Raw genomic sequence first — 15652 nt, 5'->3', positions numbered from 1 at the left:
CTGTTTCGTCGCGGCGGAGCTCCGTACCGGGTTAGGAAAAGAAACGGCGAACGAAGGCGGCGCCGTTAGTCGCGGCGCAGTGCGAGGACTGCCGCGACGAGGAGGCCGACGAGTGCGGTCCCGACACCCATGCCGGGCGTGGATCCGCTGGTGCGGCCCTTGAGGGAGACTTCGACGGTTCCAGCCGTCTCGTTGTTCACGGCGAACGTATGCGTTCCGTCGTGCATGAGCGTCCGCGTGAACGTGACTGTCTTCGTCTCGCTGGCGTTCACGGTGACGGTCTGCTGCGCGATGGGTTCGCCGTCGCGCGTCAGAACGACGGTCTTCGTGCCGTTCGCGTCACCGGTGTTCTCGAGGACGGCCGTGACCGTGACGTCGTCCCCGACGGTGGCCTCGGTCGTGGAGAGCGAGGCGTTCACGACCGAGACGTTCGCGCTCGACGTCTCGTCGGACCCGCCGTCGTCGGAGTCGCCGGAGCCGTCGTCACCCGTGCCGCCGTCGCTGCCACCGCCGGTCGAGCCGTCCGAGCCGGACGACCCGCCCGCGCTGGTGTTCAGCGTGAGCGTGACGTCGGTCGGCCCGGCGACGGTGACCGTCTCGTTCACCTGTGCGCGCACCGTCTCGGTGCCGTTGGTGGTGTTCCAGTGGCGTGCCTGCACGACGTACGTGCCGTTCGCGACTTCGATGCCGGTCGCGGAGACGTTGTCGAGCACGAGGCTGCCGTTCGCGTTCGTGGCGAGGCCGGTCACGCCGCTGTGCGTGCTGGCGTTCCCGACGCCGACGGTGACGTTCGGGACGACGGCGCCGCTCGTGTTCCGCACGGTGACGTTCAGGACGTGGCCGGGCGGGAGCGTGGTCGGGCCGCGAGCGACGTCGCTCGTGGCGTTCACCACGCCGAGTTGGTGGAGGTCCGGCACGCCGTCCCGGACGTCGTCGGTCTCGCTCACGTTCGCGAGGTAGAGGAGGCTGTGCGGGACGCCCGCGGTCACGTTGAGGGCGTACGTGCCGTTCGCACTGAGGGCCGCGCTCGCGTAGTCCGGTCCCTGCAGGTCGAACGCGACGACGCCGCCGTCGGTGGCTGCGGTGCCGTTCGGCCGCAGGACCGAGCCGTTGACGTGGACGGCGGGGACTGCGGGCCCGGACACCTGCCGGATGCTGACGTCGTCGTAGTAGCTCGTGAACTCGCCGCTCTTGAGGACGAACTGGTCGAGGGCGTCCTCGTAGGCGCGCGGTTCGCGCGTCGCCTGACCGCGGTAGTCGCCGTTGATGTAGTAGCCGAGCGTCACCTGGCCGTCGGTGCGCTGGTAGGTGATGGTGACGTCCGTCCACGTGCCCGTGTCGTAGGTGCCGAGGTCGACGCCGGAGCCGTAGACGTGGCCGTCGGTCTCGAAGTTGATGAGGGTGACACCGTCGGTGTCCCAGCTCGCGGTGCCGGTCTTGAGACCGGCGCCTGCGCGGTGGCTGTGACAGCCCTCGGTGCCGTTCGTCGTCGGGTAGACGTCGAAGGAGATGGCGACGCTGCTCTGCGGCGTCGTGTCCGGCATGGGCGCGCTCGTGCCGGCGAGCGCCTCCCAGCAGCCGCCGGCGCTCCCGGTCAGCCGGAGGGCGCGCTCGCCTTCGGAGGCGACCGTGTCGACGACGGCGCTGTTCGCGTTGCCCATGCGTGACCAGTCCGCGGGGAGCGAGCCGACGCTGTCGGTCTCGAAGCCGTCGGCCGCGATGGTGCGCGGGAGCGTGCTGGTCGTGTTCACGACGATTCGGAGGTGTGTGTCGCCGGCGACGGTGACGTTCGTCCGGTTGCCGGCGACGACGGCGCCGCTCTCGTGGTAGCGCGCGGTGACGGTGTACGTGCCGTTCGCGACTTCGAGGCCGGTCCCGGTGGCGTTCGGGACGTGGAGGCGCCCCTGCGCGTCGACCGGGAGGCCGTGGTAGCCGCCGCCGGCACCGGCGGCGAGGCCGACGCCGACACTCGCGTTCGGCACGCGTGCGCCCGTCTCGTTCACGACGGTGACGTTGAGGGTGTGTCCCTCGGCGAGCGTCGTGTGGCCGAGCGTGACGTCCGTGGTGCCGTTCACGGTCCCGAGCAGCGCGAAGTCGGGCACCTCGTCGCGGACCTGCGTCGGGAGACCGGGCTCGCTCGTGTTCTCGTAGTAGAACACGTGGTGCGTCTCGCCGCGCGTCACGTCGACGCTGAAGGCGCCGTTCTCGATGACGTCGGTCGCCGTCTCGTAGGCGCCGGTGGCGTCGAGGACGACGACTTGGTCGCCGACCGCACTGGTGCCGTCGGGCCGCGTGACGGTGCCGTTGACGTGGACGGTCGAGTCGTCCGTGCCGCCGCTGTCACCGCCGCTATCGTCGTCGGTGTTCGACACTGCGTAGGTCGTTTCGCCGACGATGCTCGCGGTGGTCGTCGTCCCGGCGCGCTCGTAGGTGCCGCTCCAGTTGAGCGTGGCCGCGTCCGTGCCGTCCGTCGCGGCGCGGTAGCGGATGGTCGAGACGTTCCCGGAGACGTGGATGGTGACGGTCCGCCCGTCGGCCTCGACGAGCGACACCGAGCCGGTGCCCTCGCTCTGCAGGCCGACGGTCCGGTCGAGCGTGAAGTTCGCCGGGAGCGTCTCCGTGATGGTGGCGTTCGTCGAACTGGTCGCGTTCCGGACGAACAGCGCGACGTTCACGCCGTTCTCCTCGAGACTCCACGTCGGCATCACCCAGGTGTTCTCCTGGACGCTGCGCGCGACGGTGAAGCCGTCCGCGGACGGCATGCCGGCCGCCGCGTAGTGGTCGACGGTGTAGGTCTGCGTGCCGTTCTCCTCGGGCATCGTCACGGAGACGGTGCCGAGTTCGTCACCCGTCCACTCGTCGTAGACGGTGTAGTTCGTCGTGCCTGCGGGGAGGTCCGCACGCGACTGCGACGGCCACCCCTGTCGCGTGTCGTGGTTCTCGCCGGTCGCGAGCGTCTGCCCGCCGTCGTGCGGCGAGAAGATCGCGGAGACGGCCGTGCCGTCCGTGTCCTGAAGCCGCGGCGCGAACTCGTAGCCGGCGGGGAGCGTCAGGGTCCCGAGCGAGCGGGACGCGGAGTCGTTCCACGTCCGCGTCCACGTGCCGGTGTCGACGATGCCGTCGCCGGGCTGCTGGTCGGACACGTGGATGCGCCACGTGCCGTTCGGCGCGTCGAAGCCGAAGTGGCCGCTCGCGAGTGTCTGTGCGTCCACGTCGACCGAGTGGGTCTCCGAATCGGCGTCGAGGAAGACCTCACCGACGGGATGGCCGTTCGGGCCGACGATGCGGCCGGTGACGTTCCCGTCGAGCGACGAGGCGTTCACCGCGAGCGTCGTCGTGGTGTCGCTCGTGACGTTGAGCGTCCACGTCGCCTGCGGTTCCTCGTAGTATTCGCCGGCCGCGATCGTCACGGTGCCGACGACGTCGGTGCCGACGGTGTCACCGACGACGAGGCGACCCTGGCTGTCCGTGCGCGCGTCGATGCTGAGGCGCGCGCTGCCGTTGTGCGCCGTCAGGGTGAGCGGCTGGTTCGCGATCGGCGTGCCGTTCCCGTCGGTGATGGTGGCGTTCAGGCGGTGTGCGGCCGGAATCGTCCGCGTGCCGAGGTCGACGCCGGGGAGCGGCGCGGAGACGTTCGCCACCGCGTAGACGTCCGGGATGTCGTCGCGCGGGAAGTCCTCGTAGGCCTGCACCGTCCCGTAGCTCCGCGGCTGGTTCGGCTCGGCGCTGAACGTCACGTCCGTCGTGGTGCCCGTGCGCGACCAGCCGCCGTCCGGTCGCGCCTGCATGCTGTCGAGGGTCTCGACTCGCATGCCGTCCGGGCCGACGAAGCTCACGTTCACGAGCGCCTGCTGCTCGACGCGGAGCGTGAGCGATTCGTTCTGCGTGCCCGCGAGCGAGTTGTCGCTCGTGATTGTGTAGCGCTCCGTCCCGACCCAGACCTCCGCTGGCCCGGAGAGTTCGATGCCGGTGGTGTTCCCGATGACGAGGCTGCCGTTCGCGTTCGTCCGCGCGTCCGGCCACGCGTCGACGTTCTCCGGGGAGACGCGGAGCGGGACGTTCGGGACACGCTGGTCGTCCTGGTTGAGGACGGTGACGTTCACGCGGTGGGCTGTCGGGACGGTGACGTTCCCGAGGTCCGCGCCGGCCGCGACAGAGATGCTCGTGACGTTGCCGACGTCGGCGACGCCGTCGAGTGGGTAGTTCGCGGCGGCCTGACTGAGGCTGAGCGTGTAGGTACCGTTCGGGACGCCGCCGAGGCCGCCCTCCCAGTCGGTGACGCTGAACCAGCCGGTCGCGTTCACCGCGACGGACTGCTCGTGGTAGTCGGGGCCTTCGAGCGTCACCGTCGTGTTCGTGACCGGCGTGCCGTCAGCGGTGACGAGGCGGCCGGTGACCGAGCCGTAGCCGGTGGACACCGTCCGCGTGGTGTTCGACGTCACGTTGAACGACCAGACGCGCGGCGTGTACTCCGCGTAGCGGTCGCCGAGGACGACGGTGACGTTCCCGGCGAGTTCGACGCCGGGCGTGCCCGCGACGACGAGGCTGCCGTTCGCGTTCGTCCGCGCGTCGAGCGCGGTGGTCGTGTTGTTCTGCGTCGAGTAGATGGTGATGTCGTGCGACTGCACGGGCACGCCGTCCGCGCTCGTCACGGTGAGGTTGAGGACGTGCGCGCGCGGCACGGACACGGTCTGGTTCGTGCCGGGGAGTGACGGCGTGACGGTGTCGAGCGCGTAGACGGCGGGGATGCCGTCGCGCGGCCCGCGCCACGACTGGACGAGGCCGAACGCGCGCGTCTCGTTCGGCGGGACGTAGACGGACGCGTTCCCGTCGTCGAGCGACTGCTGGTCGACGACGTCGCCGTTCAGCGACGTCTGCAGTTGCGCGCCCGAGACGTCACTGCCGTTCTGCGTGACGTGCATGCGGACGTGCGCGAGGCGCTGGACGCGCATCGTGAGCGACGCGTTCTGCGTGCCGTTCGCGCGCACCGTCGACTGCTGGGTGACGCGCTCGGACGTCTCCGTGAACGTCGTCTCGCTCGCGAGTTCGATGCCCGGCGTGCCGCCGAAGACGAGGCGGCCCTGTGCGTCCGTCTGCGCGAAGCGCTCGATGAACGGCTGCTGGACGGTCGCGGAGAGGGCGAGGTTCGAGACCGGCGTCCCGTTCTGGTCGCGGACGGTGACGTTCACGCGGTGGGCCGTCGGGACGGTGACGTTCCTGAGCGTCGTCGTGCCATCAACGGCGACGGTGCCGAGCGGCGCGAAGTCGGGGACGCCGTCGAGTGGGTAGCCGGCGCGCTGCTGGTCGATGGAGAGCGTGTACGTGCCGTCGGGGACGCCGTACGGGTTGGTCGTCCACTGCGTGAACGCGAACGTGCCGTTGGCATTGACCGGCACGGAGGAGGACTGGCCGTGGCCGACGAGCGTCACCGTCGCGTTCCGGACGGGGTCGCCGTTCGCGTCGACGAGCGTCCCGGTGACGGTGGTGTTCGCGGGGGTCGCCGACTCGATGACGGCCGGATAGCCGTCCGTCGTCGTCCAGTCGGTCTCGAAGTCGAGTCCGGTCATGTTCGACGGCGCGGCCTGCCCGGTCAGCTCCGCGGTGGCGAGGCCGACGCCGCCGCCGGACGTGGACTGCCCGGTCGCGGCGACGTCCCAGTAGGAGTCCCGGACCGTGCCGTCGGAGTCGGGCGGGACGAGGCCGCCGGCTTCGTCCGCGTCGCTCGCGGAGACGGGGCCGACGGCGTAGGAGTCGGTGACGATGCCCTCGTAGTTCCGTCCGGCGAGGCCGGCGGCGCCGTAGTCGCCGTTGACGCTCGCGTTCGCCCACGAGGTGGAGATGACGCCGTCGTTGGTGCCGACGAGGCCGCCGACCGAGGACTGGCCGACGACGTGGCCGGTCGCGGATGACGCGAAGACGAGCGAGCGGCTCTCGCCGACGAGGCCGCCGACGCCGTACTCGCCCCGGACGGTGGCGTTCGCCGTCGAATGCAGGATTGCGCCGCCGCCGTGTCGCCCGACGAGCGCGCCTGCCGTCTCGCCGGTGACCGTCCCGGTGACGGTGACGTTCGCGACGACGCCGTCGTTCTCGGCGACGAGCGCCGCGGTGGTGTCGCCGCCACGGACTGCGACGTCGGCGAGCGTGAGGTTCGTGATTCGCCCCGCTGAGGAGGCGAAGAGGCCGACTTCGTAGGTTCCCGGGCGGTCGATGGTCAGGCCGGAAATCGTGTGGCCGTTCCCGTCGAACGTCCCGGTGAAGCGCGGCCAGCTGTCACCGATGGGCGCGAAGCCCTGGCCGTCGTGCCAGTACTGGGTGTTCGACGCGTCGATGTCGGTCGCGAGGACGTAGTGCGCCGAGAGGTTCTGGCGGACCGCGTTCAACTCGCTCCCGTTCGTGAGACGGTAGGGGTCGCTCGGCGTGCCGTTCCCGGCGAGGGCACTGAGCGTGACGTTGACGGGCGATCGGCGCGTCTGTGCGGCGTCGCCGTCCGAGTCCCCGCTCGTGGTGTTCACGTCGAGGGTGAGCGTGACGCTCGTCTCACCCGCGACGGTGACGGTCGTCCGGTTGGACGCGGTGGCGCCGTCCCCGCTGGGGAGCGTGGCGTTCACCACGTAGGTGTCGTTCGCGAGTTCGAGCCCGGTTCCCGTGGCGTTCGGGACGTGGAGGCGCCCCTGCGCGTCGACCGGGAGGCCGCCGTAGCCGATGTTCGTCTCGTTTCGCACCAGCACGCTCGCGTTCTCCACGGGCGCGCCCGTCTCGTTCACGACGGTGACGTCGAGCACGTGGCCCTCGGGGAGGACCGTGTGGCCGAGCGAGGTGTTCGCCGTGAGGTTCACCGTCGCGATGCCGTAGAAGTCCGGCACGCCGTCCCGGACCTGCGTCGGGACGCCGGGCGCACTCGAGTTCTCGAAGAACGCGACGTTGACTGGCGTCTCACTTGGGACGTCGAATTCGTACCACCCGTTCGGGTCCGTGTCCGTGTACTGCACGCTCTCGTTCGTGACGGCGAAGACGCGGTGCCCGGACGCGGCGGTATTGTTCGCGTACGTCACCGTGCCGTTCACCGTGACCGTCGACGGCGTGCTCGACCCGCCGTCCGACCCGCCGCCGGACGCGCCCTCGGAGTTCTTCGTCACGTCGAGGGTGAGCGTGACGCTCGTCGGTCCGGTCACCGTGACGGTGGTGTGGTTCGACGCGACGACCGTGCCGTTCTGCGTGAGGCGGGCCGCCACGCTCGCGTTCCCGTCGGCGAGTTCGACGCCGGTGTGCGTCGTGCCGTTCACCTGCAGTTCGCCCTCAGCGTTCACCGGGAGCGACGCGAAGCCGGCCTGATTCTCGCTCTCCACGGTGACCGTGGCGTTCGGTACGGGGTCGCCGGACTCGTCGCGGACGGTGACGTTCACGACGCTCGCCGTGGGGAGCGTGGTCGGTCCGCGAGTGACGTTCGCCGAGGCGTTCACCGTCCCGAGGACGGCCGTGTCCGGAACGCCGTCACGGACCGCGGTCGTGGGGTCGCCCGGCGGTGTGTTCTCGTAGTAGGAGAGTTCGTACGTCGTGTTGCGTTCGACGGAGACGTTGTACGTCCCGCTCGCGCTGAGGTTCGTCGCGACTCCGGCCGTCGATGACGCGACGACGATCCAGTCGCGTGGCGATGTCGAGTTGTCCGGCCGCAGCACGGTGCCGTTCAGCCGCACCGTCTCGGACGTCGTCGTCTCCTGTGTCGGGAGCACGACGGTGGTCGTCGGCGACGACGCGCTGAGGCCGACCCTTGCGTCCCCGAGCGCGCTCCGGTTCGGCGTCGAGACGCCGACGGTCGCATTCGCGTTCGCGAGGTCGATACCCGCGCTCGCAGCGCCCTCGAGCACGAGGTAGCCGCTCTCGTTCGTCCAGCCGCCGATACCCACGCTCGTGCCGTTGAGCACGACGTCGACGGAGGCGTTCGCGACCGGCGTCTGCGTGTCGTCGAGGACGCGGACGTGGTGGCGACTCGCGCCGACCTGCATGCTAACGAAGTCACCGGCCGTCGCGGTGGTGTTCGGGGCGTAGACGTCCGCGATCGAGTCCGCGGGGTATGATGGGACGTCCGGGCCGTTCTCGTAGTAGGCGAGCTGGTACGCCGTCCCGCCCGGAACGTCGAGCGCGTAGCTGCCGTTCGCGGTGACCTGCGTCGACGCCGCGACGCCGCTCGACGTGAGCGCGAAGACCGTATCACCGGTCACGTTCGTCCCGCTCGGCCCGAAGACGACCCCCTCGATCGGCTCGGGGGTGACGTCCACTGTGGCGATAGTGGCCGTGTCCGAGCCACCGGAGACGCCCGGCGTTTCGTCGACGGCGACGCTCACGTTGTACGTTCCGGTGGTCGTGGGCGCCGTCGCACTCGAGAGGTAGAACTCGGCGCGGAGCGTGTCGTTCGCGCTCCCGCCGCTGCCGTCCCACGTGAGCGTGACGGTGTCACGTGATGGGACGACGGTCGTGGTGACGTTCGTCGTGTTCTTCTCGCTCCCGGTCGAGGTGACGACGGCGTTCGCCGTCGACGCGCCGGTCAGGTTGAACCCTCGGAGCGTCACGTTCGCGCGTGCGTCCGAGACGCCGGTCGAGGTGTTCGTGTCCTCGATGTACGTCCTGATTGTGGCACTGTACGTCGTTCCTGCCGTCGTCGTGTTCGTCGATACTGTGCCGCTCTCGACGACGGGGCCACTCGAGGTGGCTGTCGCCGCGGCGCCGGCGAACGAGATCGGGCCGGCGATGGCACTGACGAACACGATGGTGGCGAGTGCGAGGGCGCGAGCGCGCTTCATCGCACACCCCATATATAACACTCTGTCTCTTGTCGCTGCTCGTGTCGGCCGGTATGCATAAGTGAGTGGTTGTCTCTATCCCATCCAGTTAGTGATACCGTATTTCACAATCTCTGACGCTTACGCATTTTAGTTAGGTAACCCAACAACGCTAGCCGACGGTGTCGACTCCGCCCGAACGTCATGCTGCGATCGCCTTCTACGGCCTCGTCGCACTCGCTGAACTCCGGTGTGCGGGGTGACTGGACGTATCAGGAAGCCGGAGTCACGGTCGGTAGTCGGGCGATACACGGCGACAGTGACACGAGCGCCGTTCCGCTCCGTCGCGGATGCAGTACGTCTCGGTGCCGTCGCTCCCGTTCGCTCGCTGGCGTCGCGTCAACCGAGCACTGGTCGCTTGCCGTGGTCGGGTCGGCCGATGCTGCGAGCGCCGTCCGTGGGGCTCGCGCTTCGTGGGCGTATCCAGAACTCCGGACAAGGCGGTGTCTGGGCGCTGTCTCACCGCTGTGTCGATTAACCGGCGCGTCCTTCCACACCCAAAACCCTTTTGGCCATTACGCCGACTGTTTCCCGTAATGTCAATGAGTTCAACCGAGGGGGCAACGCGGGAGGCGTACTGTGACTACTGTGAGCAGACGCAGGCGATCCGGATGACCGTTCCGTGGCAGTCAGACATCTGTACCGTCTGTAACAACGCCGTCGAGGACTCGTCGTAGATTTCTCTCCTTCGTTCTCTCCATCCACGTACCGACTCGACAACGGTCGCGGCGGACGCGAGACGTCGCGCGCGCCGGCCGCCTACCCGTCGAGGACGTCCTCGACGGTGACGCCGGAGAGTTCGAACTGAGCGCCGCCGTCGACGCTATCGGCCGTATCAATCGTCCAGCCGTGCGCGTCCGCGCACTGCTCGACGATGGCGAGGCCGAAACCGGTCCCCGATGCTTCGGTCGTGTAGCCCGCCTCGAAGAGTTGGTCGTGGTGGTCGTCCGGGAAGCCCGCGCCGTCGTCGGCGACGATGAACCCGCACTCGCGGGCGGCGACGGTTATGGTCACGTCCTCGCCGCCGTGCTCGACGGCGTTCCGGAAGAGGTTCTCGAAGAGCTGCTGGAGGACGTTCTCGTCGGCGCGCACCGTCGCGTTACTCACGACCACCAGTTCTGCGGACGCGGTGGGGACGTGTCGCCACGCGTCCTGGGCGACCCGCGCGAGGTTGAGCGCGTCGGTGCTCTGGACACGCTCGCCGGTTCGTGCGAGCGTCAGGAGGTCCTCGATGAGATCGCGCATCCGGTCGTGCGCGCAGGCGACCTCCGCGAGCGCGTCGCTGTCGTGGTTCTCGCGCGCGAGGTCGAGGTAGCCAGAGGCGACGCTGAGCGGGTTCTTGAGGTCGTGGGAGACGACGCTCGCGAACTCCTCGAGGCGCTCGTTCTGCCGTGCGAGTTCGCGCTCGTCGCGCTTGCGCTCGGTGATGTCTTGGGCGGCGCCACGGAGCACGGTGACCTCGCCGTCCTCGTGGACGGGAACGCCCTGGACGCGCAGCCACCCGGTTTCGTGGTCCGATCGATGGAAGCGCACCTCGATGTCGAACGGCTCGCCGTCCGTGAGCGCGGTGTTGATGGCGTCCTCGACGACCGGCCGGTCCGCCTCGTGATAGGCGTCGAGCGCTTCGTCCAACGGTGGTTCCTCCTCGTAGTCGACGCCGAGGAGGTCGAAGAGGTGCTCCGACCAGAAGATGTCCAGCGTCTCGGCGTCGACCTCCCAGCCGCCGACGTCCGCGATGCGCTCGGTCCGCTCGAGGAGGTCGCGCATTCGGACGAGTTCGGCTTCGTTGCGCTTGCGCTCGGTGATGTCGCGGCTGTTCGTGACGATGCCCTCGATGTCCGGGTGGTCGAGGTAGTTTCGACCGCGGACTTCGAGCCAGCGCCACTCGCCGTCCGCCGTCTCGAAGCGCGCTTCGACCGTCACGGCGGCCTCGGGGTTCTCCACGAGTGTCTGGAGGGTGTCACGAACGTCGTCGACGTCGTCGGGGTGGACGAGGTCGAGGGTGTTCTGTCCGAGGAGTGCGCCGCGTTCGTAGCCGAGCGTCCGCGCGACTGACGGGCTCTGATACTGCATCGTCCCGTCGACGTCGATGACGGTGATGACGTCCGTGGAGCGTTCGAGGTACGCCTCGTAGCGCTCGAGTTCCTGCTCGCGCTCCTTGCGCTCGGTGATGTCGCGGTCGGAGACGATGATGGAGACGACGTCGCCGTCGTCGTCACGGACGGGGCGGAAGACGCCGCTGACCGTGCGGGTGCCGTCCGCGCCCTCGATGTCCGCCTCGAACTCGACGTACTCGCCGTCCGCGGCGCGCGACACCCACTCCTCGACGTCCGTCTGGAGGGCGTCGTCGTCACCCCACCATGGCGTCTCCGGGAACGGCTCGCCGACGACGTCCGTGACGTCGCCCTCGATGTACTCCATCGCGGTCGGGTTGATGTCACGAACCGTTCCGTCGGGCGCGAGCACGCCCACGAGGATGTTCGGGTCCTCGAACATCGCCCGATATTGGCGTTCGGCGCTCGCGAGTTCGCGCTCGCGTCGCTTCCGCTCCGTCACGTCGCGGGTGAAGCCGCCGACGTGTGTCACCGTCCCCGTGTGGTCGGTGATTGGTTCGCCCTTGATCCAGACCTCGCGGGTGGTCGAGCCGTCCTCGACGCGCACCTCGATGTCCATCGACTCGCCCGCCGTGAGGTCGCTCATCGTCTCCGCGAGGCGCTCGCGGTCGGGCTCGGGAATCACGTCGAGGAACGCGACGGGGTCCTCGTCGAGTGCGTCGCGTGACTGGCCGAAGACGTCCTCGTAGGCGTCGTTGATGAACACGACGTCCTCCCAGCCCTCGGTGAACAACCAGAGGACGTCGTTCGTGCGGTCGGCGACCTCCGAGAAGAGCCGCTGGATGTCGCTGCGCGTTGACTCGGCGCGCTCCGTCTCGACGAGCGAGACGAGCCGCTCCGCGAGGACGTCCGTCTCGTCGGCGTCGCGCTGCAGGTATTCGTCGACGCCGGCGGTAATCGCGGCGCTCGCGACGTCCTCCGAGCCGTCGGCGGTGTAGAGGACGAACGGGAGGTCCGGATGCGTGGCACGCACCGCCCGCAGGAACTCGAGGCCGTCGGACTCCGGGAGGTCGTAGTCGGCGACGACGCAGTCGACTGCCTCCGCGGCCAGTCGGTCGAGGCCGGTTTCGGCGCTCGCCGCCGTCGTCACGTCGAATCGGCCGTTGGCCTGCGTGAGCGTGGCCGCGAGGCGGTCGGCGCGCTCGCCGTCGTCGTCTACGTAGAGCACCTGTATGCCGGCCTGCTGGCTGGCGACGGGCGCGGTCACGTCACACCACCTCGGTTGATTCGCCTGGGGGGAACAGCAGGACAGTCGGGACTCCTGCTGGTGGACTGCGTCTGGCTGTCAAGCATGGGGGGAGGGTCAGTCAGTCCGCTCGCGCTATCGACCGGCGCTGACTGGTCTACTCCGTACGAAACAGGTTCTGTTATATATACTTATCTCCTCCGTAGTACTTTGCCGGCAAGTCCTTCGGCAGGACGTCTCGCGACATTCGCACCCATCCTTTACCCGTGTAGCCGACCTACGGGCGGTATGTCTCCGGCAGATAGTCCCCCGCGACGACCCGAGGACGGCGACGACCATCCGTCGGTCCAGTGTGACGCCTGCGAGGAGGCCCTGACCGCCCGTCGCGCCCACTCCCCCTCCTTCCTTCTGCTCGAAACCTTCACCGCCCCGCTCATCGGCTGCCCCGAGCACCTCGAGGAGTTCGCCACGATCTGTGGGTACGCGACGGCCACGACGCCCGACCTTCTTGAGCATCGCCCGGCCGGCGGTATCTCCTGTCCGAGCTGTCGACTCGCCCCGCACAACCCCACGCAGCTCGTCATCCCCGTCCGGGGCGGCGCCGTCGCGTCCCTCCTGTGTCCGACACATCAGGCCGAACTCGTCACCCAGTTCCAGAACGGCCTCGACACCCAGCAGCAACTCACCGACTCGCTCGACCGCTCGCTGTAGCGAGCGCCACCCCCATACGTGTGGTAGCCGGACACACGAATTAAGTCGATACTCCGCCTACCCGTCGCACATGCGCGCTGCACGACTCCACGACTACACCGACGACATGAGCGACGCCCTCACCATCGAGGACGTCGAGCGCCCCGAGATTACGGCGTCCGACCAGATCATCGTCGCCGTCGAGGGCGCCGGCTGGTGCCAGACGGACAACCACATCATCGAGGGCATGTGGACCGACTACGTCGAGCAGGACCTCCCGATGACGCTCGGCCACGAGAACGCCGGCACCGTCGTCGAAGTCGGCGACGAAGTCACGGCCGTCGAGGAGGGCGACGCCGTCATCTGTCACCCCGTTCGGACCTGTGGCACGTGTCGCGCCTGTCGGCTCGGCGAAGACATGTACTGCGAGAACTCGGCGTTCTCCGGCCTCGACACGGACGGCGGGTTCGCCGAATACCTCCTCACGTCCGAGCGCGCCGCAATCACGCTCGAGGACGTCGACCCCGTCGACATCGCGCCGCACGCCGACGCCGGCATCACCGCCTATCACGCCGCGAAGAAGGCGACGCGCGAACTCGTCCCCGGGAACTACTGCGTCCTCATCGGTATCGGCGGCCTCGGCCACATCGGCCTGCAGGCCATCGAGGCGATGAGCGCCGCCCAGACCATCGCCGTCGACGTCAAGGACGAGGCGCTCAGCCTCGCCGACCGACTCGGCGCGGACTACACCGTCGACTCCAGCGAGGAGGACGTCGCCGACGCCATCGACGGCATCACGGACGGCGCGGGCGCCACCCAAGTCCTCGACTTCGTCGGCGCCGACGCCACCACCGACCTCGCCCCGGAAATCGTCACGCCCGGCGGCGACCACCACATCATCGGCTACGGCGGCCACGTCCATCGGCCCGCCCAGGACCTCGTCAACGGCGAGTTCGCCTACCGAGGGAACCTCGTCGGCACCTACACCGAACTCCAAGAACTCGTCGCGCTCGTCGAGCAGGGCGAAATCCACCTCACGACCACCGAATACGACCTCGAGGAGATCAACGACGTCGCCGAGAAACTCGAACACAACGAAATCGAGGGGCGCGCCGTCATCCGGCCGTGACTCGGGGCCGACGACGGTGACCGAGACCAGGAGTCCGGGCATCGGTCCTGTCGTTGATGGAGTGAACTGAGCGTCGCGACGAGCGCTTTTCCGGAACAGTTAGCGTTTAGCGGAAGCCTCGTGGGCTTCTCCGTATGCCGGTCTCCCGAATACGCGAGATGGCTGGCGCCGTCGAGGAACAGACGGCACTCGTCGTCGGCCTCATCAGCGGCTCGCAGTTCTTCAACCATGCCTTCCTCGTCCTCCTCCCGCCCATCCTCCCGATTCTCTCGCGAGACCTGCAGGTCTCGATCGGGATGCTGGGGCTCGCGCTCGGCGCGCAGGCGCTGGTCAACACCGCGTTCCAGCTGCCCTTCGGCTATCTCGCCGACCACTACGACCGAACGATCGCGCTCGGCCTCTCCTCGGTCCTGGGGGCGGTCGGCGCGCTCGTCACGGCGCTCGCGACCTCCTTCCCCGAACTCGTGCTCGGGCAGGTCATCCTCGGCCTCGGCGTCGCCGGCCACCACCCCGCCCACTATCCACTCCTCACTGACGCGACGAGCGACGACACCCGCGGGCGTGCATTCGGCGTGTACAACTTCGGTGGCAGTCTCGGCTTCGCGACACCGCCCGTCGTCATCACGGCCATCCTCGCAATACCCGGATTCAACTGGCGACATGGCGTCGGCCTCATCGGGGCCGTCGGCCTCCTGTATGCCGTCATCGTCACCGCACTGGTCGGCTGGCGCGTCGACGACGCGATCACGGCGCCGAACGTCGAGGCGACCGCGAGCGAAACACCGCTTCGCGAACGCGTCGCCGCGGAACTCCGGACGCTCGTCGCCGCCCCCGGCATCCTTGCGGTCGCCCTGCTCACGCTCTTCTCCTCGACGGCGAACTGGGGAGTGACGACGTACGCCGTCGTCTTCCTAACGGACGTCTACGGCGTCTCGCTGGGGCTCGCGAACCTCACGCTCACGGGCATTTTCGTCGTCGGCGCGGGCGCAATCCTGCTCGGGGGCTACCTGACCGACCAGTTCAGCGGCGGCTACATCCTCGTCGCCAGTTTCGGTGGCTTCACGCTCCTCGTCGCAATCGTCGCCGCGAACGTCGTTCCGGCGGTGCTCGCGGTCGGGTTGTTCCTGCTCCTCGGCGCGGTCAGAAGCATGGCCGGCCCTGCCCGCGACCAACTCACCGAACGCCTGGCCACACACGGCACGGTCGCAAAGAGCTTCGCCATCGTCACCGTCGGCATCATGCTCGGGAGCACAGTCGCGCCGCCGGTCTTCGGCTACCTCATCCAGCGCGTGGGCGTGCAGGTCACGTTCTTCGCCGTCGCGGCGGTGGGACTGGCGACGACGGCGCTCGCGCTGCTCGTCCTGACCCGATTCGTCGACGGACACGCAGACGTCGGGACGGCGTGAGCGATTCGCGGCCGCTTCGGGGTTCTGGCGGTACGGACAGCAGAGGCACGCCGACACAGTACGTGTCGAGTGTTCGGGCCAAGTGGCAGACAGTGACCCACCTCAGGTCAAGCCCCGCGACACTCGCCGAGCTCATCTATAGATATCGAGTGTTACGAGTCGTTTGTAGTACGGTTTCTTCAGAACGGAGTCTGAAGCAGTTGTTAGATAGGTCTGCTTAATCATCGGATGAAGCAAGCGGTTACACCGTTTGACGTTCTGCAATGGACTTGAGTTCTTGATTTCGAGAT

6 protein-coding genes are annotated in these 15652 nt (G+C 68.6%); 4 read left to right on the top strand and 2 right to left on the bottom strand.

Features of this window, described 5'->3' with window-relative positions:
- Positions 1–65 precede the first annotated feature (65 nt).
- The gene (locus ACQUS8_RS13175) at positions 66–8798 is read right to left on the bottom strand and encodes a PGF-CTERM sorting domain-containing protein (protein ID WP_435101831.1); all 8733 of its coding nucleotides are present in this window, start codon (positions 8796–8798) and stop codon (positions 66–68) included.
- A gap of 575 nt (positions 8799–9373) precedes the next feature.
- Between ACQUS8_RS13175 and ACQUS8_RS13170 the strand changes: the two genes are divergently transcribed.
- Positions 9374–9514 (top strand): hypothetical protein, encoded by a 141-nt coding sequence (locus ACQUS8_RS13170; protein ID WP_435101829.1) that lies wholly within the window; start codon positions 9374–9376, stop codon positions 9512–9514.
- An 82-nt stretch (positions 9515–9596) separates the two neighbouring features.
- On the opposite strand, the gene ACQUS8_RS13165 is transcribed toward ACQUS8_RS13170, so the two are convergent.
- Entirely contained in the window at positions 9597–12158 is a 2562-nt protein-coding gene (locus ACQUS8_RS13165; protein WP_435101827.1) for a PAS domain S-box protein, read from the bottom strand.
- Positions 12159–12425: 267 nt separating this feature from the next.
- Between ACQUS8_RS13165 and ACQUS8_RS13160 the strand changes: the two genes are divergently transcribed.
- The 3 genes from ACQUS8_RS13160 to ACQUS8_RS13150 all read left to right on the top strand — a co-directional run bounded on the left by ACQUS8_RS13160 (position 12426) and on the right by ACQUS8_RS13150 (position 15362).
- Positions 12426–12848: a hypothetical protein gene (locus ACQUS8_RS13160; protein ID WP_435101825.1), complete on the top strand. Its 423-nt coding sequence runs from the start codon at positions 12426–12428 to the stop codon at positions 12846–12848.
- 70 nt (positions 12849–12918) lie between these two features.
- Positions 12919–13956: an NAD(P)-dependent alcohol dehydrogenase gene (locus ACQUS8_RS13155; protein ID WP_435101823.1), complete on the top strand. Its 1038-nt coding sequence runs from the start codon at positions 12919–12921 to the stop codon at positions 13954–13956.
- Between the two features lie 134 nt (positions 13957–14090).
- Positions 14091–15362, top strand: a complete 1272-nt coding sequence (locus ACQUS8_RS13150; protein ID WP_435101821.1) for an MFS transporter — start codon at positions 14091–14093, stop codon at positions 15360–15362.
- The last annotated feature ends 290 nt before the right edge of the window (positions 15363–15652 follow it).

This window comes from Halarchaeum sp. P4 (assembly GCF_051195175.1).
Lineage (GTDB): Archaea > Halobacteriota > Halobacteria > Halobacteriales > Halobacteriaceae > Halarchaeum.
Note: the sequence above shows the minus strand (reverse complement) of the source record. Positions and strands in the feature narration are given on the sequence as shown.